Annotated in this window: 26 protein-coding genes; 14 read left to right on the top strand and 12 right to left on the bottom strand. The window is 65.3% G+C overall.

Annotation, left to right across the window (positions count from 1 at the left end; all coding sequences use genetic code 11):
• Positions 1 to 45 precede the first annotated feature (45 nt).
• The 7 genes from ACO07D_RS14145 (at position 46) to ACO07D_RS14115 (ending at position 6,475) form a co-directional block, all read left to right on the top strand.
• The gene (locus ACO07D_RS14145) at positions 46 to 1,035 is read left to right on the top strand and encodes a phosphoadenosine phosphosulfate reductase (protein WP_421703589.1); all 990 of its coding nucleotides are present in this window, start codon (positions 46 to 48) and stop codon (positions 1,033 to 1,035) included.
• Positions 1,036 to 1,135: 100 nt separating this feature from the next.
• Positions 1,136 to 1,321: a hypothetical protein gene (locus ACO07D_RS14140; protein WP_421703588.1), complete on the top strand. Its 186-nt coding sequence runs from the start codon at positions 1,136 to 1,138 to the stop codon at positions 1,319 to 1,321.
• Positions 1,322 to 1,409: 88 nt separating this feature from the next.
• Complete coding sequence (locus tag ACO07D_RS14135; protein WP_421703587.1) at positions 1,410 to 1,736, top strand: hypothetical protein; 327 nt, start codon at positions 1,410 to 1,412, stop codon at positions 1,734 to 1,736.
• Between the two features lie 126 nt (positions 1,737 to 1,862).
• Positions 1,863 to 2,906, top strand: a complete 1,044-nt coding sequence (pyrC, locus tag ACO07D_RS14130; RefSeq protein ID WP_421703586.1) for a dihydroorotase — start codon at positions 1,863 to 1,865, stop codon at positions 2,904 to 2,906.
• Positions 2,903 to 4,141 carry an FkbM family methyltransferase gene (locus tag ACO07D_RS14125; protein ID WP_421703585.1) on the top strand — a complete coding sequence of 413 codons (1,239 nt, stop codon included), beginning with the start codon at positions 2,903 to 2,905 and terminating at the stop codon, positions 4,139 to 4,141. The genes pyrC and ACO07D_RS14125 overlap by 4 nt, the downstream gene beginning before the upstream one ends.
• 1 nt (position 4,142) lies before the next feature.
• Positions 4,143 to 4,823, top strand: coding sequence for an orotate phosphoribosyltransferase (locus tag ACO07D_RS14120; protein WP_421703584.1), 681 nt, complete (start codon positions 4,143 to 4,145; stop codon positions 4,821 to 4,823).
• Between the two features lie 158 nt (positions 4,824 to 4,981).
• On the top strand, positions 4,982 to 6,475 hold the full coding sequence (locus tag ACO07D_RS14115; RefSeq protein ID WP_421703583.1) for a replicative DNA helicase: 1,494 nt from the start codon (positions 4,982 to 4,984) through the stop codon (positions 6,473 to 6,475).
• A 275-nt stretch (positions 6,476 to 6,750) separates the two neighbouring features.
• On the opposite strand, the gene ACO07D_RS14110 is transcribed toward ACO07D_RS14115, so the two are convergent.
• A complete protein-coding gene (locus tag ACO07D_RS14110) occupies positions 6,751 to 7,080 on the bottom strand; it encodes a hypothetical protein (RefSeq protein ID WP_421703582.1) in 330 nt (109 codons plus the stop codon).
• An 80-nt stretch (positions 7,081 to 7,160) separates the two neighbouring features.
• Here ACO07D_RS14110 and purB point away from each other — a divergent pair, with 80 nt between their 5' ends.
• From purB to ACO07D_RS14090, 4 genes are all read left to right on the top strand, one after another.
• Positions 7,161 to 8,465 carry an adenylosuccinate lyase gene (gene purB / locus ACO07D_RS14105; protein WP_421703581.1) on the top strand — a complete coding sequence of 435 codons (1,305 nt, stop codon included), beginning with the start codon at positions 7,161 to 7,163 and terminating at the stop codon, positions 8,463 to 8,465.
• Between the two features lie 71 nt (positions 8,466 to 8,536).
• Entirely contained in the window at positions 8,537 to 8,695 is a 159-nt protein-coding gene (locus tag ACO07D_RS14100) for a hypothetical protein (protein ID WP_421703580.1), read from the top strand.
• Positions 8,696 to 8,863: 168 nt separating this feature from the next.
• Positions 8,864 to 9,889 carry a flagellar motor switch protein FliG gene (locus tag ACO07D_RS14095; protein WP_421705034.1) on the top strand — a complete coding sequence of 342 codons (1,026 nt, stop codon included), beginning with the start codon at positions 8,864 to 8,866 and terminating at the stop codon, positions 9,887 to 9,889.
• A gap of 604 nt (positions 9,890 to 10,493) precedes the next feature.
• Positions 10,494 to 11,402 (top strand): lysophospholipid acyltransferase family protein, encoded by a 909-nt coding sequence (locus ACO07D_RS14090; RefSeq protein ID WP_421703579.1) that lies wholly within the window; start codon positions 10,494 to 10,496, stop codon positions 11,400 to 11,402.
• Positions 11,403 to 11,492: 90 nt separating this feature from the next.
• Here ACO07D_RS14090 and ACO07D_RS14085 read toward each other — a convergent pair whose 3' ends face one another.
• On the bottom strand, positions 11,493 to 12,212 hold the full coding sequence (locus tag ACO07D_RS14085; RefSeq protein WP_421703578.1) for a DUF1223 domain-containing protein: 720 nt from the start codon (positions 12,210 to 12,212) through the stop codon (positions 11,493 to 11,495).
• Positions 12,213 to 12,404: 192 nt separating this feature from the next.
• On the opposite strand from ACO07D_RS14085, the gene acnA reads away from it, so the two are divergent.
• Together acnA and ACO07D_RS14075 are read left to right on the top strand one after the other, a co-directional pair.
• Positions 12,405 to 15,092 (top strand): aconitate hydratase AcnA, encoded by a 2,688-nt coding sequence (gene acnA, locus ACO07D_RS14080; protein ID WP_421703577.1) that lies wholly within the window; start codon positions 12,405 to 12,407, stop codon positions 15,090 to 15,092.
• Positions 15,093 to 15,547: 455 nt separating this feature from the next.
• Positions 15,548 to 16,255, top strand: coding sequence for an SDR family NAD(P)-dependent oxidoreductase (locus ACO07D_RS14075; RefSeq protein WP_421703576.1), 708 nt, complete (start codon positions 15,548 to 15,550; stop codon positions 16,253 to 16,255).
• A gap of 39 nt (positions 16,256 to 16,294) precedes the next feature.
• On the opposite strand, the gene ACO07D_RS14070 is transcribed toward ACO07D_RS14075, so the two are convergent.
• A complete protein-coding gene (locus ACO07D_RS14070; protein ID WP_421703575.1) occupies positions 16,295 to 17,494 on the bottom strand; it encodes an ATP-grasp domain-containing protein in 1,200 nt (399 codons plus the stop codon).
• Positions 17,495 to 17,605: 111 nt separating this feature from the next.
• Positions 17,606 to 18,214 (bottom strand): NAD(P)-dependent oxidoreductase, encoded by a 609-nt coding sequence (locus ACO07D_RS14065; protein ID WP_421703574.1) that lies wholly within the window; start codon positions 18,212 to 18,214, stop codon positions 17,606 to 17,608.
• Positions 18,215 to 18,344: 130 nt separating this feature from the next.
• Here ACO07D_RS14065 and ACO07D_RS14060 point away from each other — a divergent pair, with 130 nt between their 5' ends.
• Positions 18,345 to 18,719, top strand: coding sequence for a winged helix-turn-helix transcriptional regulator (locus tag ACO07D_RS14060; RefSeq protein WP_421703573.1), 375 nt, complete (start codon positions 18,345 to 18,347; stop codon positions 18,717 to 18,719).
• Between the two features lie 147 nt (positions 18,720 to 18,866).
• On the opposite strand, the gene ACO07D_RS14055 is transcribed toward ACO07D_RS14060, so the two are convergent.
• From ACO07D_RS14055 to secF, 8 genes are all read right to left on the bottom strand, one after another.
• A complete protein-coding gene (locus tag ACO07D_RS14055) occupies positions 18,867 to 19,427 on the bottom strand; it encodes a DsbE family thiol:disulfide interchange protein (protein WP_421703572.1) in 561 nt (186 codons plus the stop codon).
• Positions 19,420 to 19,578, bottom strand: a complete 159-nt coding sequence (gene ccmD, locus ACO07D_RS14050; RefSeq protein WP_421703571.1) for a heme exporter protein CcmD — start codon at positions 19,576 to 19,578, stop codon at positions 19,420 to 19,422. Before ccmD ends, ACO07D_RS14055 begins: the two co-directional genes overlap by 8 nt.
• A complete protein-coding gene (locus ACO07D_RS14045) occupies positions 19,571 to 20,347 on the bottom strand; it encodes a heme ABC transporter permease (protein WP_421703570.1) in 777 nt (258 codons plus the stop codon). The genes ccmD and ACO07D_RS14045 overlap by 8 nt, the downstream gene beginning before the upstream one ends.
• Positions 20,348 to 20,398: 51 nt before the next feature.
• On the bottom strand, positions 20,399 to 21,055 hold the full coding sequence (gene ccmB / locus ACO07D_RS14040; RefSeq protein ID WP_421703569.1) for a heme exporter protein CcmB: 657 nt from the start codon (positions 21,053 to 21,055) through the stop codon (positions 20,399 to 20,401).
• Positions 21,052 to 21,690, bottom strand: coding sequence for a heme ABC exporter ATP-binding protein CcmA (ccmA, locus tag ACO07D_RS14035; protein ID WP_421703568.1), 639 nt, complete (start codon positions 21,688 to 21,690; stop codon positions 21,052 to 21,054). Before ccmA ends, ccmB begins: the two co-directional genes overlap by 4 nt.
• A 107-nt stretch (positions 21,691 to 21,797) precedes the next feature.
• Positions 21,798 to 22,151 carry an Mth938-like domain-containing protein gene (locus ACO07D_RS14030; RefSeq protein WP_421703567.1) on the bottom strand — a complete coding sequence of 118 codons (354 nt, stop codon included), beginning with the start codon at positions 22,149 to 22,151 and terminating at the stop codon, positions 21,798 to 21,800.
• 7 nt (positions 22,152 to 22,158) lie between these two features.
• Positions 22,159 to 22,911 carry a sulfite exporter TauE/SafE family protein gene (locus tag ACO07D_RS14025; protein ID WP_421703566.1) on the bottom strand — a complete coding sequence of 251 codons (753 nt, stop codon included), beginning with the start codon at positions 22,909 to 22,911 and terminating at the stop codon, positions 22,159 to 22,161.
• Complete coding sequence (gene secF, locus ACO07D_RS14020; protein ID WP_421703565.1) at positions 22,904 to 23,872, bottom strand: protein translocase subunit SecF; 969 nt, start codon at positions 23,870 to 23,872, stop codon at positions 22,904 to 22,906. The genes ACO07D_RS14025 and secF overlap by 8 nt, the downstream gene beginning before the upstream one ends.
• Position 23,873: the final 1 nt, after the last annotated feature.

Below are 23,873 nucleotides of genomic sequence, written 5' to 3'. Positions count from 1 at the left end.
GACCCGCCGATGGCTGGCGTGGCTCAGAGAAGTTGGAGAATTCAGATGCAGGATGACGTGCTGGAAGCCACCGCCACCGACGCCCCCGCGCAAGCCGACACCATCGACATGGCTGACCTGAGCCAGCAGGACTGGCTGGATCGGATCGAGGAACTGGGCGAGGAACGCGGCTATTTCGAACCGCTGGGCAAGCGTCATTCCGTCGTGCTGACCGATGAGGGGCCGACCCTGATCGTCACCTTCGAAACCGTCGAGACGATCCGCGAGGGGTCGGACAGCCAGGAACCGATGGGCTGGGAGCTGGTCGAGGGCCAGGGCTGGTCCAATCTGTCGCTGATCGCTCATGACGATACCTGGTTCCGCGACCCGGCCGTTTACGGCTATTTCGACCGTCTGGTGGATGACGGGTTCTTCGAGGATTTTGACCACGTGGTCTTCTACGGCGCCGGCATGTGCGCCTATGCGGCGGCGGCCTATTCGGTGGTGGCCCCCGGCGCGACGGTGATCGCGCTGCAACCGCAGGCAACGCTTGATCCCAAAGTTGCGCGCTGGGACCAAAGGTTCCCGCAGATGCGCCGGGTCAGCTTCTCGGACCGATACGGCTATGCGCCCGACATGGTGGAAGGGGCCGAACAGGTTTTCGTCATCCATGACCCCGAAGTGCAGCTCGACGCCATGCACGCGTCCCTGTTCACCCGCGCCAATGTCACCCAACTGACCTGCCCGCGTCTGGGCGACGACCTTGAGGCCAAGCTCTGGCGCATGGGCGTGCTGCCCGAGATGCTGGACTTGGCCGCGCGCGACGAACTCACCGCCACCGCCTTCCACCGGGCCTATCGCCAGGCACGGCGCGTGAACATGCCCTACCTGCGCAGCCTGCTGGATCGGCTGCAGGGGGAACAGCGCCATCGTATGGTGCAGATGCTCTGCAATTCGGTGGTCAAACGCATGAACGCGCCGCGGTTCCGCCGCGCCCGCGACGGCGCGGCGCAGATGCTGGACAAGACCCGCGAGGTCGAAGAGCTGTCGCTCTGACGCCACTGCGCGGCATTTGCCTCAAATGCCACGCATCCCTTTACCGATCCTAAACCCCCATACCCCTATCCTTTCGTAGGGGTAACAAGAGGGTGTGATCATGCAACACGACCGTGAATTGATGAATTATCAACGCCGCCAGCGCCTGGCCGAGGCGCGTCAGGAGGAACAGGAGAGCTTCCTCTGGCAGGCGTTGAAAAAGGCCTTCGGCGGCGATGCCCAGCGCATCGACAAAGGTCTGGAACACGAGCTGCCCTCGCGCAAACCGGGCCCCTGGCCGCTTTGAGAAACCGGTCGGCCAGTTAACGACCGGGTAACCGACCTGCCCCTAGTCTTGTCCTTACTGCAATGACATGACGCCTAGGGGGGCCAATATGCGCAACATTCACCCGGCCGAGGAACTGGCCCAGATCCGCACCGAAATCCGACTGTTGCAGGCGCGCGAAGCCGAACTGCGCGCAGGGTTCCTGTCCGGCAACACCCCCTGCGAGGGGCCGATGCATCGCGTCTGTGTCGAGGAACGCAGCACCCGCGTCTTCGACAAGAGCCGCCTGCCCGCCGCGATCCTGCAGAACCCGCGCTTCTACCGCGACCAGATCTCGGCCCGGCTGGTGCTGGAACTGGCCACCGACGAACCCGCCCTGCCCGGGTTTGCCCCGGTCTGGGAAGACAGCGGCGACCTCGTCGAACCCTGCCACTGACGAGGCCACCAAGCGGCCCAAGACTTTTCAGAAAAGTCTTGGCAAAAGTTTTCTGAAAACTTTTGCGCGCGCCGTAGGCGGTTCCCTCTGGCTCAAACGGCCCGGCTGCGCTATCCCTCAGCCGCCATGACACAGACCCTGACGATCCGCCGCCCCGACGACTGGCACCTGCACCTGCGCGATGGCGCCGTGCTGGCTGCCGTCCTGCCCGAAACCGCCCGCCACTTCGGTCGTGCCATCATCATGCCGAACCTGGTGCCCCCGGTGGTCACCGGCGCCCAGGCCGCCGCCTATCGCGACCGCATCCTGGCCGCCCTGCCCGAGGGCATGACGTTCGAGCCGCTGATGACCCTGTATCTCACCGAGGACACGGACCCGGCAGACGTCGAAGCCGCCGCTGCCTCGGGCCTCGTCAAGGCGCTGAAACTCTACCCTGCCGGCGCCACCACCAACTCCGCCTCCGGCGTGACCAACTTCGACAAGGTCCGCCCGGTGCTGGAGAAAATGGCCGAGATCGGGCTGCCGCTCTGCGTGCATGGCGAGGTCACGGACCATGACATCGACATCTTCGACCGCGAGGCCGTGTTCATTGACCGCGTGCTGGATCCGATCCGCCGCGCCACGCCGGGCCTGCGCGTGGTGATGGAACACATCACCACCTCCGACGGTGTCGACTACGTGAAATCCAACACCGAAAACCTCGGCGCGACCATTACAACGCACCACCTGATCATCAACCGCAACCACATCCTGGTGGGCGGGATCAAGCCGCATTACTACTGCCTGCCGGTGGCCAAGCGTGAAAGCCACCGCCAGGCCCTGCGCAAGGCCGCGACCTCGGGCGATACGCGCTTCTTCCTCGGCACGGATTCGGCGCCCCACACCGACGAGAACAAGGAAAGCGCCTGCGGCTGCGCCGGGTGCTTTACCGCCAGCAACACCATGTCCTGCCTGGCCCAGGTCTTCGAGGAAGACGGCGCGCTGGACAGGCTCGAAGGGTTCGCGTCCCTGAACGGCCCCGCCTTCTATCGCCTGCCCGCGAACGAGGCGACCATCACCCTGACCAAGGGCGACGCGGTCACCTATCCGGACAAGATCGAGACCGCCGACGGCCCCATTACCGTCTTCGACCCCGGCTTCCCGCTCCACTGGGCCGTGACCGAAGCATGAACGCGCCCGGGGCCCTGCAAGACTTGGCACAACAGGGTCCCCCGCTGGCCCTGGCCGAAGCCCTGTTGGCCCTGCCCCGGGGGGCCCCGATCGACCTGCCGCCCCACGCGGTGCAGGGCGCGCTGACCGCGCTGCTGTCTGCCGGGCGTCCGACCGAGGCCGCAGACCTCCACGCCCGCGCCCTCACCGCCGGGCTGGCCCTGCCGTTCCCCAACAAGCTGATCCTGGCCCTGGCCGAGGCACGCCAGCGCGACGCCGCCCATTGCCTGGCGTGTGAGACCACCTTCCCCGGCCCGCCCCTGCCCTGGCATTTCATCACCCGGATGAACCTCTTGGAATGGACCGGCGCACCGGAACTGGGGCTGAAATTCGCGACCGAGGGGGCCGCTCTCTTCCCCAAGAACGGGCCTCTGCTGGCCGCCCACGCCCGCCTGGCCTTTCTGACCGGCCAGCCCCCGGAAGAGGTCGCCCGCCTTTGCGACGCAGCCCTGCCCCATGCGCCCGCCGACACGCTGCCGCTCCTGCAGCAGCTCGCCAGCCTGTCGCGCCACGGCACGGCGGATCTCGCGGACCTGACCCTGTCCCTGCCCGCCCCGGCCGTCTCGCCCTTCGTCGCGCTGACCATCCTGTCGGGCCATTACGAAGCGGCCGAAATCGCCGCCATCACACAGGACATCACGCCCGATGACCGGTTGCTGGAGTTGGGCGCCGGTATCGGCCTTGTCGCCCTCAACGCCGCACGCGCCGCCCCCGGCCTGCAGATCCTGGCGGTCGAGGCGAACCCCGACCTCGCCCCGGCGATCCGCCGAAATTTCGAGCTGAACGCCTGCGACGCTCCCCTGATCAGCGCCATCGCCGCGCTCAAGGATGGTGAGGCCGCCTTCCACCTGGCCCCCGATTTCTGGGCCTCCTCGACCGAACCCGGGGTCGGCGACACCACCGTCACCCGCCCCACGGTCGACGTGAACCGTCTGATCGCCGAGTTCCGCCCCACCATCTTGAGCATGGATATCGAGGGCGGAGAGATCGCGTTGCTGCCCCATCTCGACCTGACCGACCTCAGACGTCTGGTCATCGAATTCCACCCCGAACACGGCCCCGCCGCCCCGATCAGCGCCTGTATCGCCGATCTTCTGGCCCAGGGCTTCGTGCTCGACATCGCCCAGGGCAGCCCCCAGGTGCTGGTCTTCGACCGCGCGCCCGCCGCCCCATCCCCCATGCCGACCGGAGAATGACATGATCCCCACCAGCTTCCCCCCGAAAGAGGAAATCGCCCGCCTGACCGCCCGCATGCTCTTGGAGATCGGCGCGGTGAACTTCAACACGGACGAGCCCTTTACCCTCGCCTCGGGCCTGCCCAGCCCGTCGTACATCGACTGCCGTAAGCTGATTTCCTTCCCGCGCATCCGTTCGACGCTGATGGATTTCATGGCCGTTCAGATCATGCGCGAGGCAGGCTTTGAGGCCTTCGACAACATCGCCGGTGGTGAAACGGCTGGCATCCCCTTCGCCGCGCTGGTGGCCGAACGCCTGGCCCTGCCGATGACCTATGTGCGCAAGAAGCCGAAAGGCTACGGCAAGAACGCCCGGATCGAGGGCGCGATGGACGATAGTCAGCGCGTGCTGCTGGTCGAGGACCTGACCACCGACGGCGGATCGAAGCTGTCTTTCGTCGATGCGATTCGCGACACCGGCGCCTCCTGCGGGGCCACCGCCGTGATCTTCTATTACGACATTTTCCCCGAGACCGAGAAAACCCTTGGCGATCATGGCGTTCAGCTCATTCACCTCTGCACCTGGTGGGATGTGCTGGCCGAAGCCAAGGCCCAAGGCGCCTTTTCCGACGCGACGCTCACCGAGGTCGAACGCTTCCTGAAAGCCCCGCGAGCGTGGCAGGAAGAACGCATGAAGGGCTGACCTAACTGCCCAGCAAACACAGCATCTGGGGTATCCTTTGCCGGATGCCCCGTGATGTGGTATGCAGTTTTATCCACAGGGCATCCACAGAAACATACCATTTGCCCCGCGCGCAGGCCGTGGTTTAAACCTTCGGCCTCAAGGGGACAGAGGCAGATATGAACGAGATCAGCGCAATTCCGCAGGACGCCGCCGCACCAGAAAACGAAGAGGGCACCCTGCCCCACCACACCGAGGCTGAGCAACAGCTCCTGGGCGCGATCCTGACCAACAACGACGTCTATGACCGCGTCGCGCAGATCATCAAGCCCGAGCATTTCTACGAGCCGGTGCACGCCCGCATCTTCGAAATCGCCGCCCAGCGCATCTCGAAAAACGCGCTCGCCTCACCGGTCACGCTGAAGGCCTTCATGGAGGATGACGAGGGGCTCAAGGAACTGGGCGGCCCGGCCTATCTGGCCCGTCTCGCCGGTGCGGCGATCTCCTCCTTCGCCGCGCGCGACTATGCGCAGATGATTTACGAAATGGCGGTGCGTCGCGAGCTGATCCAGCTGGGCGGCGACATCCAGGCGCGCGCCGCCAAGATGGAGGCAAATTCTGAGCCGACCGAGCAGATCGTCGCCGCCGAACAGGCGCTCTACAAACTGGCCGAACAGGGCCAGGCCACCTCCGGCTTTACCTCCTTCCTGTCGGCCGTCACCGAGGCCGTGCAATCGGCCAATGCCGCCTATATGCGCGACGGCGGGCTGGCCGGGGTCTCGACGGGGCTCATCGACCTCGACAAGAAGCTTGGTGGTCTGCACAAGTCCGACCTCATCATCCTCGCCGGGCGCCCCTCGATGGGGAAAACCTCTCTCGCCACCAACATCGCCTTCAACGTCGCCAAGGCCTACAAGAAGGGCACCCTGCCCGACGGCACCGAGGGCGCGGTCGAAGGCGGCGTTGTCGGCTTCTACAGCCTTGAAATGTCAGCCGAACAGCTGGCCGCGCGGATCCTGTCGGAAGCCTCCGAAGTGCCGTCCGAACAGATCCGCCGCGGCGACATGACCGAGGTCGAATTCCGCCGCTTTGTCGACGCCGCCAAGTCGCTGGAAAGCTGCCCGCTCTACATCGACGACACCGCCGCCATTCCGATCGCCCAACTGGCCGCCCGGGCCCGCCGCCTGAAACGCGAAAAGGGGCTCGATGTGCTGATGGTCGACTATTTGCAGCTGGTGCGCGGCACGGCGGAAAACCGGGTGCAGGAGATCGGCGAGATCTCGATGGGTCTGAAGGCCATCGCGAAAGAACTCAACATCCCCGTCATCGCCCTGTCCCAGCTGTCACGGACCGTGGAAAGCCGCGACGACAAACGCCCGCAGCTGTCGGACCTTCGTGAATCGGGCTCGATCGAGCAGGATGCCGACGTGGTCATGTTCGTCTATCGCGAGGAATATTACGCCGAACGCGAAAAACCCTCCGAGGACAACTTGGAGGCCATGGCCGCCTGGCAGGAACGCATGGAGCGTCTGCACGGCAAGGCCGAGGTCGTGATCGGCAAGCAGCGTCACGGGCCCATCGGCAACGTGGAGCTTTCCTTCGAAGGCCGCTTCACCCGTTTTGGCAACCTGGTGCAGCCCTGGCAACAGGGCGGCGGCGGCGACGGGTTCTGACGCCTGCGAGTCTTGTGGCTGTCAAGGATCGCGCAGCGACGGGCAAAGCCCGCTTGTCCTTTACAGCCACACGACTCGCAAAACCCTCGAAAAGGCGCCTTGAGGGGCACATGTGACCCTCAAGCGCTTCTCGGCAGCGGGAAATCCCTCTCAACCCGACCCCGGCCAGCGTTCGAAACACAACACCCGCCCCAGGCTCCAATCCCGAGCCGGGCCACGCCCCGGCGAGACATCAAGCGAAGGGCGGCCTGCCGCCCTTCTCCGCTTACCAACGCCTAGCGCAACCGCCCATCGGTCGTATGACCCTGCGAACTGATGAACCGCAGCACATCGCCATCGCGCGCCATGTCGTAGCAGTCCCAATGCTCGGACGGCGGCCACTGGCTGCAATACTGATCGCCCTCGACGCGCCAATATCCCCAGCTGTCCCCGCCCACGTGATACAGCGTGCGCCCCGAGGCGCGGAAATCCTGCCATCCCCGGTCATACTCCAACACCGCATCGGTCAGCGCCGCGCGAATCTCTTCCCCCGACAGGGGCTCAAACGCCCCATCCGCCACAGCCACCCCACCCGTGAGCGCGAACATCGCCGCCAATCGCCACATATCGGCCCCCTTCCCTTGTTCCCAAGCCCCTGCTTGTCTAAGAGACGCCCAACACAGCCGCAAATCACAAGGTCGTTCTCATGATCCCTCGCTATGCCCGCCCCGACATGGTCGCCATCTGGTCGCCCGAAACCAAGTTCAAGATCTGGTACGAGATCGAGGCGCACGCCTGCGACGCCATGGCCGACCTGGGCGTGATCCCGCGCGAAAACGCCGAGGCCGTGTGGAAGGCCAAGGACGTGGAATTCGACGTCGCCCGCATTGACGAGATCGAGGCCGTGACCAAACACGACGTCATCGCCTTCCTGACCCACCTGGCCGAACATGTGGGCTCGGAAGAGGCCCGTTTCGTGCATCAGGGCATGACCTCCTCGGACGTGCTCGACACCTGCCTGAACGTGCAGCTGGTGCGCGCCGCCGACCTGCTGCTGGTCGGCATGGACAAGGTGCTGGCAGCCCTCAAGAAACGCGCGCTGGAACACAAGGACACCGTGCGCGTCGGCCGCTCCCACGGCATCCACGCCGAACCCACCACGATGGGCCTCACCTTTGCGCGTTTCTACGCCGAAATGGACCGCAACAAGAACCGGCTGGAAAAGGCCCGTTGGGAAGTCGCCACCGGCGCGATCTCCGGCGCCGTCGGCACTTTCGCCAACATCGACCCGGCGGTCGAGGAACACGTGTGTGAGAAACTGGGCCTGCGCCCGGAACCGATTTCGACCCAGGTGATCCCGCGCGACCGCCACGCCATGTTCTTCGCCACCCTGGGTGTGATCGCCTCCTCGATCGAGAACATCGCCGTCGAGATCCGCCACATGCAGCGCACCGAGGTGCTGGAAGGCGCCGAGTTCTTCTCGATGGGCCAGAAGGGCTCGTCGGCCATGCCGCACAAGAAGAACCCGGTCCTGACCGAAAACCTGACCGGTCTGGCCCGCCTGGTGCGCATGACCGTGATCCCGGCGATGGAGAACGTGGCCCTCTGGCACGAGCGTGACATCTCGCACAGCTCGGTCGAACGCGGCATTGGCCCGGACGCCACCGTGACCCTTGATTTCGCCCTGCACCGCCTGGCGGGTGTCATCGACAAGATGCTGGTCTTCCCGGAAAACATGCTCGACAACATGAACAAGTTCCCGGGCCTGGTCATGTCGCAGCGCGTGCTGCTGGCCCTGACCCAGGCCGGTGTATCGCGTGAAGACGCCTATGCCATGGTGCAACGCAACGCGCTCAAGGTCTGGGAGGAACGCCTGGACTTCCGCGAGCTTCTTCTGGGCGACGAGGCCGTGGTCGAAGCCCTGGGCGTCGATGCGATCAACGAGAAATTCGACATGGGCTATCACACCAAACACGTCGATACGATCTTCAAGCGGGTCTTCGGGGAATAACCCGCGCCTACCCGAATTTCGTGAAAACCGCATTCCGTGCTATCATGGGGCCCTTCATATCGGAGGGCCCCATGTTCTTACGCGCTACCCTGGCCGGACTTCTGCTGGCCACCACCCTGTTTTCCGCCGCCTCAGCCTGCCCGGCCCATGACCGCCAGGCTCAAAGCTGTGCACCGGGCTATGCCTGGAGCGAGAACGAAGGCACCTGCGTGCCCGAAGTGACAGGCTGAACAACCTGCGAAAGCCGCATGTTTTCCATGGCTTGGTAGGGGGCTGTTAACGCGTCCCTGCCAAACTGTCCGAAACGGCAAAACTGCTGGAGTCGGAGTTTGGAAAACACGCTTGCCCCCATCGGTGATCTTGGCCTGCCTGCGCCCATTGGCGGGGATGAACCGCCCATGGCCATGCCGCCCCTTGGCGGCGCGGGCGCCAAGCCGCTCAGTCGCAAGCAGAAAGCGGCGATCATCGTGCGCCTATTGCTGGCCGAAGGGGTCGAAGTTCCCTTGACCACCTTGGATGAGGACCTGCAGGAGGAACTGACGATCCAGATGTCCTCCATGCGCTTCATCGACCGGGCCACCGTGAAGGCCGTGGTCGACGAATTCGTGTCCGAAATGGAAGACATCGGCCTCGCCTTTACCGGCGGGCTCGAAGGGGCGTTGAAGACGCTTGAAAAATCCATCAGCCCGGCCACCGCCGCACGCATCCGCAAACAGGGTGGCGTGCGTGCCACCGGCGACCCGTGGGAGACGATTACGGGTCTCGATCCCCTGCGCCTTTTGCCGGTTCTGGAGGAAGAAAGCGTCGAGATTGCCGCGGTGCTCCTGTCCAAGCTCAAGGTCTCCACCGCCGCCGAACTGCTGGGCAAACTGCCCGGGCCGCGCGCCCGTCGGGTGGCCTACGCGGTCTCGCTCACCGGGGCAATCGAGCCGGAGGTGGTGGACAAGATCGGCCGCTCGCTGGCCGAACAGCTCGACGCACAGCCGCTCAAGGCCTTTGCCGACGGCCCGGTCGAACGGGTCGGCGCGATCCTCAACTTCAGCCCGGCCGCCACCCGCGACGAGGTGCTGCAGGGGCTGGACGAGGATGACGCCACCTTCGCCGCCGAGGTGCGCAAGGCGATCTTTACCTTCTCGAACATCCCGCAACGCCTCGACCCGCGCGACATCCCCAAGGTCACCAAGGATCTGGACCAGGCGCAGCTCATCACCGCGCTGGCCGCGGCAACGGGCGAGTTGGAGAAGGTTACCGAATTCATCCTGGGCGCCATGTCGAAACGCCTTGCCGAACAGCTGCGCGAGGAAATGGCCAACCTGGGCGCGGTCAAACCCGCCGAAGGCGAAGCGGCAATGAACGCCGTGGTCGCCGCGATTCGCGAGCTGGAGGCGGCGGGCGAGGTATTGCTGATCGCCGAGGATGAATGACCGCACAGCGCAGACCGCATATGCCGGGCCTGCCCGGTCGCCTTGCCCATTTCCACGCACACCCTGCTGCGTCGCGACCACGCTGCCCCAGGCCCCTTCCCACCAGCCTCACGGCCATCCTCTTTAAGCTGCCCCAAACTCATGGGGGGAATACCAGAGCCCAGCAGGGCGCAGCGGCCTCGTCGCCAAAGCTGACGCCCGTGCAACACGGCACCGACCGCTGCCCCACGCCTCTCGGCCCATCACCATCTCACGCAGGGTAGAGCCTGCGGCACCCCTCGCTCAAACCACACGGCTTTCGGGGACCCGCCCCCGGCGCGGCCCTCCGCAAACCGCGCAGTTCTCACGGGCGTATCCCGCTGCCAACCTCCGCGCGTTTTGCCGTGCAAAACGCGCCAGGCCCAACGGGCGGCAAGCCCCGCAGGGGCGCGGCCGGGCGGCGGGAGCCCGCTGTTTCGGGGGATCACCGGCCCGACGGCCCTCCGCCACGCGCACCCTTCACGACGCTCCGGCATCGCTTGTGCTCGGCTGGCGCGGGATTTATGACTGCTGAACGGGTGGCGCCTCCTGCCGCCTGCGCGAAACAACCTTACGGGGCGCACCAATGCTCGAACCGAAACGCGGGATCGGGGCCTTTGCCAGCAACATCGCCCTGCGCGCGGTAATCGGACTGCCGATGGCGCTGCCCTACCGCTGGCGCGTTCCGTTGGTGGGGTGGCTCGCCGCCCATATGGTGGCCCCGCTTGCAGGCTACCGCCGCCGCATCCGCGCCAACCTCGCCTATGCCCGCCCCGACCTGTCCGAGGCCGAGGTCCGCCGCCTCTGCATCGCCGTGCCCGACAATGCAGGCCGCGTCCTGGCCGAGCTCTACTCGCCCCAGGACCGCATTTCCCGCCACGCCCAGCTGCCCCTGACCGGCCCCGGTGTCGAGGCGCTGGAACAGGCCAGGCTCCAGGGCCGCCCGATCATCGCCGTCTCGGGCCATTTCGGCAGCTACGACGCCCTGCGCCTGGCCTTTCACCAACGCGGCCACAAGGTCGGCGGGCTCTATCGCCCGATGCGCAACGCCTATTTCAACACCCATTACGTGCGCCGGTTGAAAGCCCTCGCCGAGCCCCTGTTCGAACAGGGCCGCCGGGGGCTGGGACAGATGATCAAGCACCTGCGCGGCGGCAATATGATCGCGCTTCTGACCGACCAGCGCGACCTGCCCGGCGGCGCGCCACTGACCTTCTTCGGCAAGACGGCCTTCACGCCGCTTTCCGCCGCCGAACTGGCGTTGAAACACGACGCGCTCATGTTCTGTTGCTATGGGATCCGGCAAGACAACGGGTTGGATTTCGACCTCGTGGTCGAGGCGCCGATCCCGCATACGGATGCCGAGACCATGATGCAGGCGGTGAATGACAGTCTGGAGGCACAGGTGCGTGCTCACATGGGCCAGTGGCTCTGGGTGCACAACCGCTTCAACATCTACGGGCGTGGTCACAAGGACAACCCGACCGCCGATTGATTGCGCGGCGCAGGGGGCTGTTCAGCCGCCCCTGCAGGTCAGCCATCGCCCAGCCGGTCATCCGTCAGCCCCTTTTGAGGCCCCGGCCCGTCAGCGCAGGCGCAGCGCGGCCAGGATCGGGCCGGACCCAGCAGTTTGCAGCAAAATCGCCGCAGGGGTGTCCCCGTCGACCGGCACGTCGAAGACCCAATTGGCCTGCCCATTCCAGGCGCCAACCACCTCCATGCCGGTGACGATATTGGCATAGTCCAACGTATGCCCGGCGTTTTCGCCCCGGGTAATGCGCACCGCCGCATGTTCGGTATAGCGCACCAGAACCGCCTCCATCTGTGCGGGCAGGGCCTCGCCCTCCAGCGGCACGGCCTGCAGATGCGCCACCCCATCTTCCAGAGCGCCGGTCAGCACCACGCGCGGCGCGGCCATGTGATGGGCGGCAATGGTTTCGGCCACCGCCATCGGCTTGTAGCCGATCACGTGATCGACCCCGCCAATGACCATTTGCGGCGTGTAGATCGACCGCATCCCGGCCGCATAGGCATAGGCCTTCTGCCGTTTGGTATGTTCGGGCCGGGCGAACTTGTCCTCCCAGCCGATGTAATCCCAGTAATCCACATGCAGTGCCAGGGGCAGCACATCCGGGTGCCCCGTCGCCAATTCGCGTATCAGCCCATCGGCCGGCGGACAGGAAGAACAGCCCTGCGAGGTGAAAAGCTCGACCACCACAAGCGGCCGATCCTCGGCCAAAGCCGGTCCGGTCAGTCCCGCCGTCATTCCAAGGCTCATCAAGATGGCCGCAACCACTGCTCGCATGCGGATGTATCCCCTTTTCTCGTACCCAACCTTGTTAGACCAGAGCCGCGCCCACCGCCAATCAAGGTTTTGAGAGGATTTGTTGCCGTGTCCTGACGGGCACGTGATCGCCCGCCTGCCCCTTGCCACACCGAAACGGATCGCCACAATAAGGGCAGCCAAGACCCTCACATCACGGAAGGGAGCCATGACATGACCGTATTCGTAGGTTTGGACAGCACCAAGGTGCGCCGGAGTTTGAGCGTTGGTGACACCAGCATTTCCTATTACTCGATTCCTGCGGCGGAGGCGGCGGGTCTTGGCAGTTTCTCGCGGCTTCCGGCGGCATTGAAGGTCGTATTGGAGAACATGCTGCGCTTTGAGGATGGCGGGCGCACGGTGTCGGTCGATGACATCCGCGCCTTTTCCGACTGGGCCGACAAGGGCGGCCAGAACCCGCGCGAGATCGCCTATCGCCCGGCCCGCGTGCTGATGCAGGATTTCACCGGCGTGCCCGCCGTGGTCGATCTGGCTGCGATGCGCGACGGGATCAAGGCCCTGGGCGGGAACGCGCAGAAGATCAACCCGCTCAATCCCGTCGATCTGGTGATTGATCACTCGGTCATGATCGACCATTTCGGCAATCCGCGTGCCTTCCAGATGAACGTGGACCGCGAATATGAACGCAATCTGGAACGCTATACCTTCCTGAAATGGGGCCAGTCGGCCTTTGACAATTTCCGCGTGGTGCCGCCGGGCACCGGCATCTGTCACCAGGTCAATGTCGAATACCTGGCCCAAACTGTCTGGACCGATACCGATCAGGACGGCGCGACCGTGGCCTACCCCGACACGCTGGTCGGCACCGACAGCCACACCACCATGGTCAACGCACTTGGCGTGTTGGGCTGGGGCGTCGGCGGGATCGAGGCCGAGGCCGCGATGCTGGGCCAACCGATTTCCATGCTGATCCCCGAGGTCGTGGGCTTCAAGCTGACCGGCGAGATGGTCGAGGGCACCACTGCCACCGACCTGGTGCTGAAAGTGGTCGAAATGCTGCGCGCCCACGGTGTGGTCAGCAAATTCGTCGAGTTCTACGGCGACGGGCTCGATCACCTGTCCCTGCCCGACCGCGCCACCATCGCCAACATGGCGCCGGAATATGGCGCCACCTGCGGCTTCTTCCCGGTCGATGGCGAGACCCTGCGCTATCTGCACCAGACCGGCCGCGACGAGGACCGCATCGCCCTGGTCGAGGCCTATGCGAAGGAGAACGGCTTTTGGCGCGGTGCCGATTACGCACCGATCTACAGCTCGACCCTGGAGCTCGACATGGGCACCGTCGTGCCCGCCATTTCCGGCCCCAAGCGCCCGCAGGATTTCCTGCCGCTCACCGACGCCAAACCCGCCTTTACCCGCGAGATGGAGGCAACTTTCAAACGCGCGATGGATGTCTCGGTGCCGGTCGCAGGCGAGGATTACGAAATCTCCTCGGGCAAGGTGGTGATCGCCTCGATCACCTCCTGCACCAACACCTCGAACCCCAGCGTGCTGATCGGCGCGGGCCTGGTCGCGCGCAAGGCGCGGTCGCTGGGGCTGACGTCGAAACCCTGGGTCAAGACCTCGCTCGCCCCCGGCTCGCAGGTGGTCACCGACTACCTCGACGCCGCCGGGTTGCAGGAGGATCTGGACGCATTGGGCTTCAACCTGGTGGGCTATGGCTGCACCACTTGCATCGGCAACTCGGGACCCTTGCAGCCGGAAATCTCGGCGGCGATCAGCGAAGGCGATCTTGTTGCCGTCTCGGTCCTCTCGGGCAACCGCAACTTCGAAGGGCGCATCTCTCCCGATGTACGCGCCAACTACCTGGCCTCCCCACCGCTGGTGGTGGCCTATGCAATTGCCGGAGACATGTCGATCGACCTGACCCGCGAACCGTTGGGCCAGGACAAGGCCGGCAATGACGTCTTCCTCAAGGATATCTGGCCCTCGAATGCCGAAATCCAGGAGCTGGTGGACAAGACCGTCACCCGCGCGGCCTTCGTCACGAAATACGCCGATGTGTTCAAGGGCGACGAGAAATGGCGCAGCGTGCAGACCACCGACAGCGAGACCTATGACTGGCCCGCCGCCTCGACTTATGTGCAAAACCCGCCCTATTTCCAGGGCATGGGGCCGGAGCCGGGCACGATATCGGACGTCAAGGACGCCAAGATTTTGCTGATCCTGGGCGACATGGTGACGACCGACCATATCTCGCCGGCCGGGTCCTTCGCGACGACCACGCCCGCCGGGCAATACCTGATCGACCGCCAGGTCGAACCGCGCGCCTTCAATTCCTACGGCTCGCGCCGCGGCAACCACGAGGTCATGATGCGCGGCACCTTCGCCAATATCCGCATTCGCAACGAGATGCTTGATGGGGTCGAAGGCGGCTATACCCGCGCCCCGGACGGCACCCAGACCTCGGTCTTCGAGGCCGCGATGGCGCATCAGGCCCAGGGCACCCCGCTGGTGGTCTTCGGCGGCGAACAATACGGCGCCGGATCGTCGCGCGACTGGGCGGCGAAGGGCACGGCTCTTCTGGGCGTGAAAGCGGTGATCGCAGAAAGATTCGAACGCATCCACCGGTCCAATCTGGTCGGCATGGGCGTCATCCCCTTCGAGTTCACCGGTGGCGACACCCGCAAGACGCTCGGCCTGACCGGCGCGGAAACCGTCACCATCACCGGGCTCGACACAATCGAACCGCTGCAAGAGGTGCCGTGTAAGATCGCCTGCGCCGACGGCAAAACCCGCACCATCACCCTGAAGTGCCGCATCGATACGGCGCCCGAAATCGAATACATCGAAAACGGCGGGGTGCTGCATTACGTGCTCAGGAATTTGGCGAAGGCGTAAGGTCGCAGTTGCGGCGGCGCCCCTCGGAGCTGGAGCACATCTCGGCAAACAGGGGGCTCCCGCCACCCGCCCGCGCCTGCGGCTTGGCGCCCGTTGGGCCAAGCCAGTTTCGCGTCGCGAAACTGGCGGGGAACCGAAAGCGGTGCTTGCCACCGCGAGAAGTGCTTAGCCCGCAGGGAGCGACAACAGACCCTATCGGCGAAAACTGGTCGCCCCAGCCCCTCACAACCGCAGCGGCGCTCCAGCCCTCCCGCACTTTCCTTCGCCGCTCACCTCCTCGCCCCTTCCCCTTCGGACCACACCCTTGCACCACGCGCCCATCCCGAGCGGGGCCACGCCCCCGCGAGACATCAAGCGTGCCGAAGGCACTCCTTCGAACAGCGCGGGCCCGGACAACGGCTCTTTCCCTCGCCGCGCAACCTGATACCCTGCCTCCGCGCACAGGAGGACCAGACATGAAAATCGCACTCGTGACCGGCGGCGGGCGGGGCATCGGCCGCGCGATTGCCGATGACCTGGCGCGCGACCACCGGGTCGCCATTACCTATTTCTCGGACAAACCGGCGGGCAAGGTTTTCACCATCAAGCACCCCGGTAGCCTGGCGGTGCGCAGCGACCTCACCGACCCCGAGGAACCGGCCGAGCTGGTCAAGCTGGTCATCTCGGCCTTCGGGCGCATCGACATCCTGGTGAACAATGCGGGCATCGTGCAGGAAACGCCCCATGACACGGTGGACGCCGCCCTGCACGCGCGCATCTACCAGGCCAATGTCACCGCGCCCGCGGCCCTTCTGGCCGCTGCACTGCCGCATATGGCGCCAGGATCGGCAGTCTTGAACATCGCGTCCATCAACGCGGCCTCCCCGCCCGAAAGCGCGGGTGTCTACGCCGCCTCCAAGGCCGCTCTGATCGCCATGACCAAATCCCAGGCCAAGGCGCTGGGGCCCCGGGGCATTCGCGTGAACGCCATCGCCCCGGGCGCGATCGAGCGGGACTATGCGCCGCGCGCGGACGAGGTTCAGCAGCAGATCCGCGAAGACACGGCGCTCGCGCGCAACGGTGAACCCGCAGACATCGCAGGCCCCGCCCGGTTTCTGCTGAGCGAAGCCGCCGGTTTCATCACAGGCGAGGTGCTGACGGTTTCCGGCGGCTACCGCCTCTGACCCATCGCCGCGCGCCCGCGCCGTCAGGGCGCCGACCGCTCAATGCCGCCGCATCCCCGCTTCCGGGGTGTTCTCCCGCGCTTCGCGATGCAGCATCGCCTCGAAGGCCGCAAAAATGCGCCGCATATGGTGGCTCTTGTAGGGAAAGATCGCCTGCGGATCCATGTCATGCACGATCAGCGCATTGTCCGCCTCGAAGACGACCAGATTGCCCTGAGCATCCTCGGCGCAATCGATGCCGAAGTAATCCAGTCCGATCCCCGAAGACAGGGCACGCAAGGCCCGGCGATGGCGGGTGGCAAAACCTGCGTCGAACCCGTCCATGAACGCCGCTTCCTCGCGCCGCTTCCCGGTCGATCCTTCCATACCCGCGTTCAGATACCAGACGTCCCAGCGATCCGCGATCGCCATGTGGCAGGGAAAGGCACGTCCGCCGACGAAGACCACCCGGTATTTGCGGAACTGCCCATCCGCGGGGCTGGCATAGTCGATGAACGCGCTGACGTGGAATTCGCTTTCGGCCCGACGCTCCAGATAGGCGGTCAGCTCCGCAGGGCTGTCGATCCGCTCCAGCCCCTTGCCCGCGTGCGACCCGACCGGACGGATGACCCAGGGCATCGGCCCGACCTCTGCCGCACCGACGCAGGCACGCGGCAGCCTTTCGGTCTTTGGGAAACGCAGGCCGGGCGCCGATCCCGGCACCGGCCCGACGCCCTGCCCCAGCGCATCGCGATCCAGGGAAACCGGCGCCTCCGGCAGGTTCAGCACCGGTCGCTCGCCCATCAGTTGCCGCACGCCTGCGTGAAAGGCCCAGGCCCCGGGAGCGTCCGCGGGCACCGCGCAGAAGGCCACATCATGGTCGGGCAACTGCGCCTTCTCCATCGCGGCCAGGTTCGGGTAATAGGTCAGGATTTCGAACCCGGAGCCGTCCAGCAGGAACTCGATCGGAGTATTGCCGCCCATGTCGCTGGGTTCGGCAAAGACCAACAGCCGTTTCTGCCCCTGACCGCGCCGGTTGGTGGAAAACACCCGTTCCCCTTCCAGCGCCCTGGCCTGCCATTTCAGCCCCTCTTCGCGCCGTCCCTGCAACTGGTCGATCACGGAAAGATCCATCAGGCAGCCATTGCCACCGTGCAGCAGGCTCTGCGCCAGAAGCTGGTTGCGCAAGGGGGTCAGGTCCACCCCGTCAAAGGCCCATTGGGTCAGCCGGGCCAGGCCGATTCTGTCTTGAGGTTCCATTCTGGTTCCCTTTGGTTTCACCCCTCAGGGATCGCGCATTTTTCTTAAAAAACCGTGCAAATCAGATGGAAAACGGGAGCCCGAAGGCCCCCGTCGTAGCGCAAGCCCGGCTCAATAGGCCGCGGTAAAGATCTGGCGCGGATGCGCGGGCGTCTCGACCTCGTCCAACAGCGCCACCGCGTAATCCTCGGCGGAAATCGCGCTGTTGCCCTCGGCATCGGTCAGCAGCGTGCGCCCCCCCAGACGGAAACTGCCGGTGCGTTCACCGGGCTGGATCATGCCCGCGGGTGCCAGCACGGTGTAGTCCAACACGCTCGCCGCGATCTTCTCGAAGGCGCCGCGCATGCCCTTGGCCTCGGCGCTATAGGGCTCGGGCACCACATCCGCCACCGGCGTGCCATCGGGCAGGTTCAAGGACCCCGCGCCGCCGACCAGCATCAGGCGGCCCTTCACGCCCGCAATCAGCGCGTCGGCATAGGCTGCCGCCTCCGCCACCGCATCGCCGGTCGTGCGCGGGCTGGCCGCCGCCACGGTTACATCCGCCGCCGCCGACAGCTCCGCCAGCCGTGCGCTGTCCGCAACGTCCAACACCTCGGCCGAAGCGCCCTCGACCGCCGTACCCTTGCGCGTGGCCGCGACCACCTCATGGCCGCGCGCCACGGCCTCCGCCACGATGCGCGAGCCGATCATGCCGCTCGCTCCGATTACAAGAAGCTTCATCTTGCTTCCCCTTCTTCATGTAGTTACTGATAGGAACCACATAGCGCCCCATCCCCGCGCCCGGAATACGCATCTTTGCGTCACATGGTTATGCGAAGGGAACCACCCGGCCCCGCCACAGGAGAGCATCATGAGCCGCCGTCTTGCCCAGGAATACGATTGCCCAATCCGCGATGTGCTGGACCGTATCGGCGATGCCTGGTCGGTGCTGACCATCCTCGAACTCGCCAAGGGTCCCTGCCGCTTCAACGCGCTCAGACGTGTGATCGGTGGGATTTCCCAGCGCATGCTGTCGGTGACGTTGAAACAGCTGGAACGCGACGGGCTGATCACCCGCACCGTGCTGGCGGACCTGTCTCCGCCCCAGGTCGAATACGCGCTGACGGACCGGGGTCGGTCGCTGCATGACGTGCTGGGCACGCTGGCCGACTGGGCGGCCACCCACCAGCCCGGCATTCGCGCCGACCGGACCCGCTATGACCAAGCGCATGCACCCGCCGCCTGACCACGACAGCAGAGCCAAGCACCAAACGCGAACGGGCGCCCGCAGGCGCCCGTGAGATATCAAGCGTGTGCGTTAGCACACTCATTTTAGTGGTCGCGCAGGTTGGCCCGAAAACCGGTTCCCACTTTTCGGCCTGCGCTCTCGCAGCTAGTTCGCCGCCGCTTCTTCCATCGCGGGGCGGATCACGTTCTCCAGGATCGAGGGGGTGATCGGCCCGGCAAAGCGCTTGATCACCGTGCCATTGCCGTCGATCACATAGGTCTCGGGCACACCGTACAGACCCCAGTCCAGCGCGGTGCGCCCGTCCGGGTCGGCGGCCAGCTCCGCATAAGGATCGCCCAGCTCGTCGAGGAAACGAAGCCCCTTCACCGGGTCGTCCTTGTAGTTGATGCCATAGATGGTCACGCCCTCGGCCTGCAACTCCATCAGCTGCGCGTGTTCGGCGCGGCAGGGCGCGCACCAACTGGCGAAGAAGTTGACCAGTTTCACACCGTCGGCCTTCAGCGCATCGCCGGTGAAAACCTCGCCCTCGCCCAGCTGGGTCAGGGTCAGCGTCGGAGCCGGGCCGCCTTCGCGGGTCGACGGCAAGATGCGGTCGTTTTCCTTACCGGTCATGCCCCACAGGAACAGCCCCGCCAGCAGCGCAAACAGCACCGGCGGCAGGATCATCAGGGGCGAGATGCCCTTCTTCTGCGTCTCATCAGCCATTGCGTGCTTTCCTCCGCTCCTCGGCGGCCTTCAGCCGCGCCTTGGCATTTACCGACTGGCGCCAGGTGATCACTCCCAGCAGCACCAGCAACAGGATCGTCACCGCCCAGGAGGTCACCACCGCCTCGGCATATTTTCCAAGATCAAGCATCGATCATCCTTTCCCGCGTCTCGAGCGCGTGCAGGCGGCGCAGCCGGACCTCGGTCCGGGTGCGGACCAGCAACAGCGTCACGAACAGCGCCACGAAGCCGATGAGGCATAGGACCAGCGGCTGCCAATAGACGTCCGAGACGTTCTCCTGCTTGTCCAGCGACAGCGAGGCGCCCTGGTGCAGGCCCTGGTTCCAGAAGTTCACCGCATAGCGGCTGAGCAGCGCAAAGACCGATCCCACGATACACAGGACCGATGTCAGGTCGGCGGCGGTATCCGGGTTCTCGATCGCACCCCACAGGGCCATGTAACCCAGATAGAACAGGAACAGGATCAGGAAGCTGGTCAGGCGCGGGTCCCAGGCCCAATAGGTGCCCCACATCGGTTCACCCCAGATCGCCCCGGTGAAAAGCGCGGCCAGCGTCATCACCACACCGATCAGCGCGGCGGCCTTCGCGGCCAGCGCCGAGACATGGTGACGCCGCACCAGCCAGATCAGCGAACCCACCAGCATCATGACCCAGATGTTGATCGCCATCATCGCGGTCGGCACGTGCACATAGATGATCTTGACCGAGGAGCCGAACTTGTCCGCCTCCGGCGTGAAGAAGAAGCCCCAGATGACCCCGGGCACCAAGGTAAGCGCCGCAATCGCGATCGCGAAGGGCAGCACCTTGCCGGACAGGGCCATGAACTTGACCGGGTTGGCCCATTCCCAGAGCCAGTTCCAGCGGTCGTCGGCCTGTTTGGTACGTTGAGCGTTTGTCATGGCTGTTTCCTATGGTCGGAAGTGGCGTCTCGCAAGGGGTCGGCGTTCACATTATCTCAGGTTGACACGAATGGCCGCAGCCGCTGCGAAGGGCAAAAGCGCGATCGAGGCCGCCGTGATCCCCGCCATCAGCGCCAGCGGCGTGGCATTGGCCATGCCTTCCGTGCCGCGCGTCGCGGCCTCGGCGCCGAAGATCAGCGTGGGGATATAAAGCGGCAGCACCAAGAGCGACATCAAGAGGCCCCCGCGTTTCAGCCCGACGGTCAGCGCGGCCCCGAATGCGCCAATCATCGACAGGGCGGGCGTGCCGATCAGAAGGGTGACGAAGACCCAGATATGGCCGGTGCCGGGCAGGTTCAGCAGCGTGGCAAACACCGGCGCGGACAGGGTCAGCGGCAGGCCGGTCACCAGCCAATGCGCCAGCGCCTTCACCGCCACCGAGCCTTCCATCGGCAAGGGTGCGGTCGCCAGCAGGTCCAGCGTGCCATCCTCGTAATCCAGCTGAAAGATCCGGTCGAGCGACAGCAGGCAGGCCAGCAGCGCGCCCACCCACAGGATGCCCGGCGCGATCTTGGCGAGCGTCGCGCTCTCCGGCCCCACCCCGAAGGGCACAAGCGCGGTGACGATCAGGAAAAACGCCAGCCCCAGGCCAAAGCCCCCGCCTGCGCGCATCGCCAGGCGCAGATCCCGGATCAGCAGCGCGATCATTCGAAGGCCTCCTCGAACTCGGTGTCAAAGGCGGTGGCCACTTTCGGCGCGCCATTCGGGTCAGCCCGAAAGGGCGAAACATCGAAGATCCCCGCCTCAAGCCCCATGTCGATATGGGTGGCGATCAGGGCTGATCCGCCACCCGCCACATGTTGCCGCACCGCGTCGGCGAAAAGCTCGACCGAAGCCACGTCCAGCGACACGGTCGGCTCGTCCAAAAGCCAGATCGGCCGCCCGGTCACCAACAGCCGCGCCAGGCCCAGCCGACGTTTCTGCCCCGCCGACAGGTTCTGCGAGGCGCGGTTCAGAAGGCCCTTCAGATTGAACGCCTCCACCGCGCGGGTGATGTCATGGGTGCCATAGACCGACGCCCAGAAATGCAGGTTCTCCTCCACCGACAGGGTCGCCTTCAACCCGTCCGCATGGGCGCCATAGGCAATCGCTTCCGGCTCCAGGTTGATCCCGCCTTCCAACGGCGGCTGCAGCCCCGCGAGCGTGCGCAACAGCGTGGTCTTGCCCGAGCCATTGGGCCCGCGCAGGATCAGCACCTCACCGGGGCGCAGGGTGAACTCCAACCCCTCCAGCACCGGCAAACCGCCCCGGGTCACGGTCAGGTTTTCGACGATTAGATCCATGTCTTGCGCGTTTCCTGTCTCACTGAGCCTCTTGTCCCCGATCCCGACGCGGCCCGCCTTGACATGGCTCAAGCCGGGCGCGGCAAAGCGCGGGCGCCGCCCGTGACTTACACCGGCAATGCGGCCAGCGCCACGCGGCGGCCCTCACTGACCAGGACATTGTAGGTGCGGCAGGCGGCGGGGCTGGCCATGGGCTCGATGCCCATGCCAGACCGTTCGACCGCCGCGCGGACCGCGGGCGGCACATGGGCGGTCTCGGCGCCGGTGCCCAGGAAGATCACGTCGACCTCGCCCGCCAGGGCCTCCAAGGCCGCCAGGTCGTCGTAGCCGCCCCAGCTGATCGCGCGGGTGCCGGTGACCAGCATCGGCCCCCGGATCACCTCGCCTGCGACGCGAAAGAACCCCGGCCCGTAGCCATCTATGGGAACGGCACTGTCATATGTCACTTCGGTCAGTTTCATCTCACCCTCAATCAAACAGCGGCAGGCCGGAGAGGGCCGAGATGGCAATCAGCCCATAGGCCACGGCGCGATAGGCACGCTCGTATCCCGGGCGAAACAGCCAGCCCCCCAGCAGGTTGCCCGCAAGATAGGGCACCGCCAGGGCAAAGCCCAGCAAAAGACTGGACAGCTCCATGCGGCCCATAACGGAAAGCACCCCGATCATCAGGATATCGACGCCGAAAAGGTACAGAAGCAGGTTTGCGCGAATGACCTTGGCGGGATGCGGCGAGGCCATGTAGGTCATGATCACCGGCGGGCCCGCCAGCCCCGTGGCCCCGCCAAGGAACCCGCCCAACATACCCACCAGATAGACCGCCGCGCGCCGCAGCTCGCCATGATACCGCCAGCCGCTGACCAGCAACACCAGCAGGCCCAAAGACAGCAGCGACACCGAGTAGCGAAACACCTCCGGCGCCACCAGGGTCAGCACCCAGACGCCAATCGGCATGGCCACCACCAACCCGGCACAAAGCCGCAGCGCATCGCGCCGGTGCCCGTCACGAAAGGCCCGCGGCAGGTTGGGCAGCGGGCCGATGACATCCATCGCAGTCAGGGTGATGAGCGCACCGAAGGGGGACAGGAACTGCCCCGCCACCGGCATATAGATCAGCGCCGTGCCAAAGCCGGTAAAGCCCCGCACGACACCGGCGATCAGGGCCACCGCCGCCAGCCAACCCAGTCCGGGCTGATCCAGGACGGCGGCCAGGATCTCAGGCATCAATGTTCGCGAACTGGTTGCCGGTGTTGGCGTCCGGCTTCGACCAGTCGCGTTTCACGCCCAGGCGCAACAGGATCGCGGAGGCGACGAAGATCGAGCTATACGTCCCGACGATCACGCCCCAGATCATCGCGAAGACAAAGCCGCGAATGACGTCCCCGCCCAGCACATACAAGGACACCAGCGCGATCAGCGTGGTGACCGAGGTCATGACCGTACGGCTCAGCGTCTCGTTGATCGACAGGTTCAGAACCTCTTTCAGGTCCATCTTCTTGTAGCGCCGCAGGTTCTCGCGCACCCGGTCAAAGACGACCACGGTGTCGTTCAGCGAATAACCGACGATGGTCAGAAGCGCCGCAATGATCGCCAGGTCGAACTTGATCTGGAGCACGCTGAAAATGCCGATGGTCAGAACCACGTCATGCACCAGTGCGGCCACGGCACCCAAGGAGAACTGCCACTCAAACCGCAGCCAGATATAGACCAGAACCGCGCCAATGGCCGCAAGGACCGCGTAGACCGCCGACAGCACCAGCTCGCCCGAGACCTTCGGCCCCACGCTTTCCACGCTGGGGAAGGTGATCGCGGGATCGACCGTTTGCAGCGCGCCCTCGATGGTCGCAAGGGTTTCGGGCGTGATCGCCTCCTGGCCCTCTTGCGCCTCGATACGGATCTGGCTGACGTGCTGATCCTCGCGGAAGTTCACGTCATTGACCGCGACGATCGAAATATCGCCCAGCCCCAGCGGCGCCAGCGCATCGCGATAGGCGCCCACATCGACCTCCTGCGTGCTTTCGGTGCGGATCGTGGTGCCGCCCTTGAAGTCGATGCCGAAGTTCAGCCCGATGACAAAGAAGGCCACGACCGAGGCGACCATCAACAGGGCCGAGAAGCCGAAGGTGATCGGCGTCTTGCCGAAGAAATCCCAGTTGGTCTCGGCGGGAACGAGTCTCAGACGCATG

Origin of the sequence: Aliiroseovarius sp. (assembly GCF_965228805.1) — a bacterium.
GTDB lineage: Bacteria > Pseudomonadota > Alphaproteobacteria > Rhodobacterales > Rhodobacteraceae > JASBTN01.
Note: the sequence above shows the minus strand (reverse complement) of the source record. Positions and strands in the feature narration are given on the sequence as shown.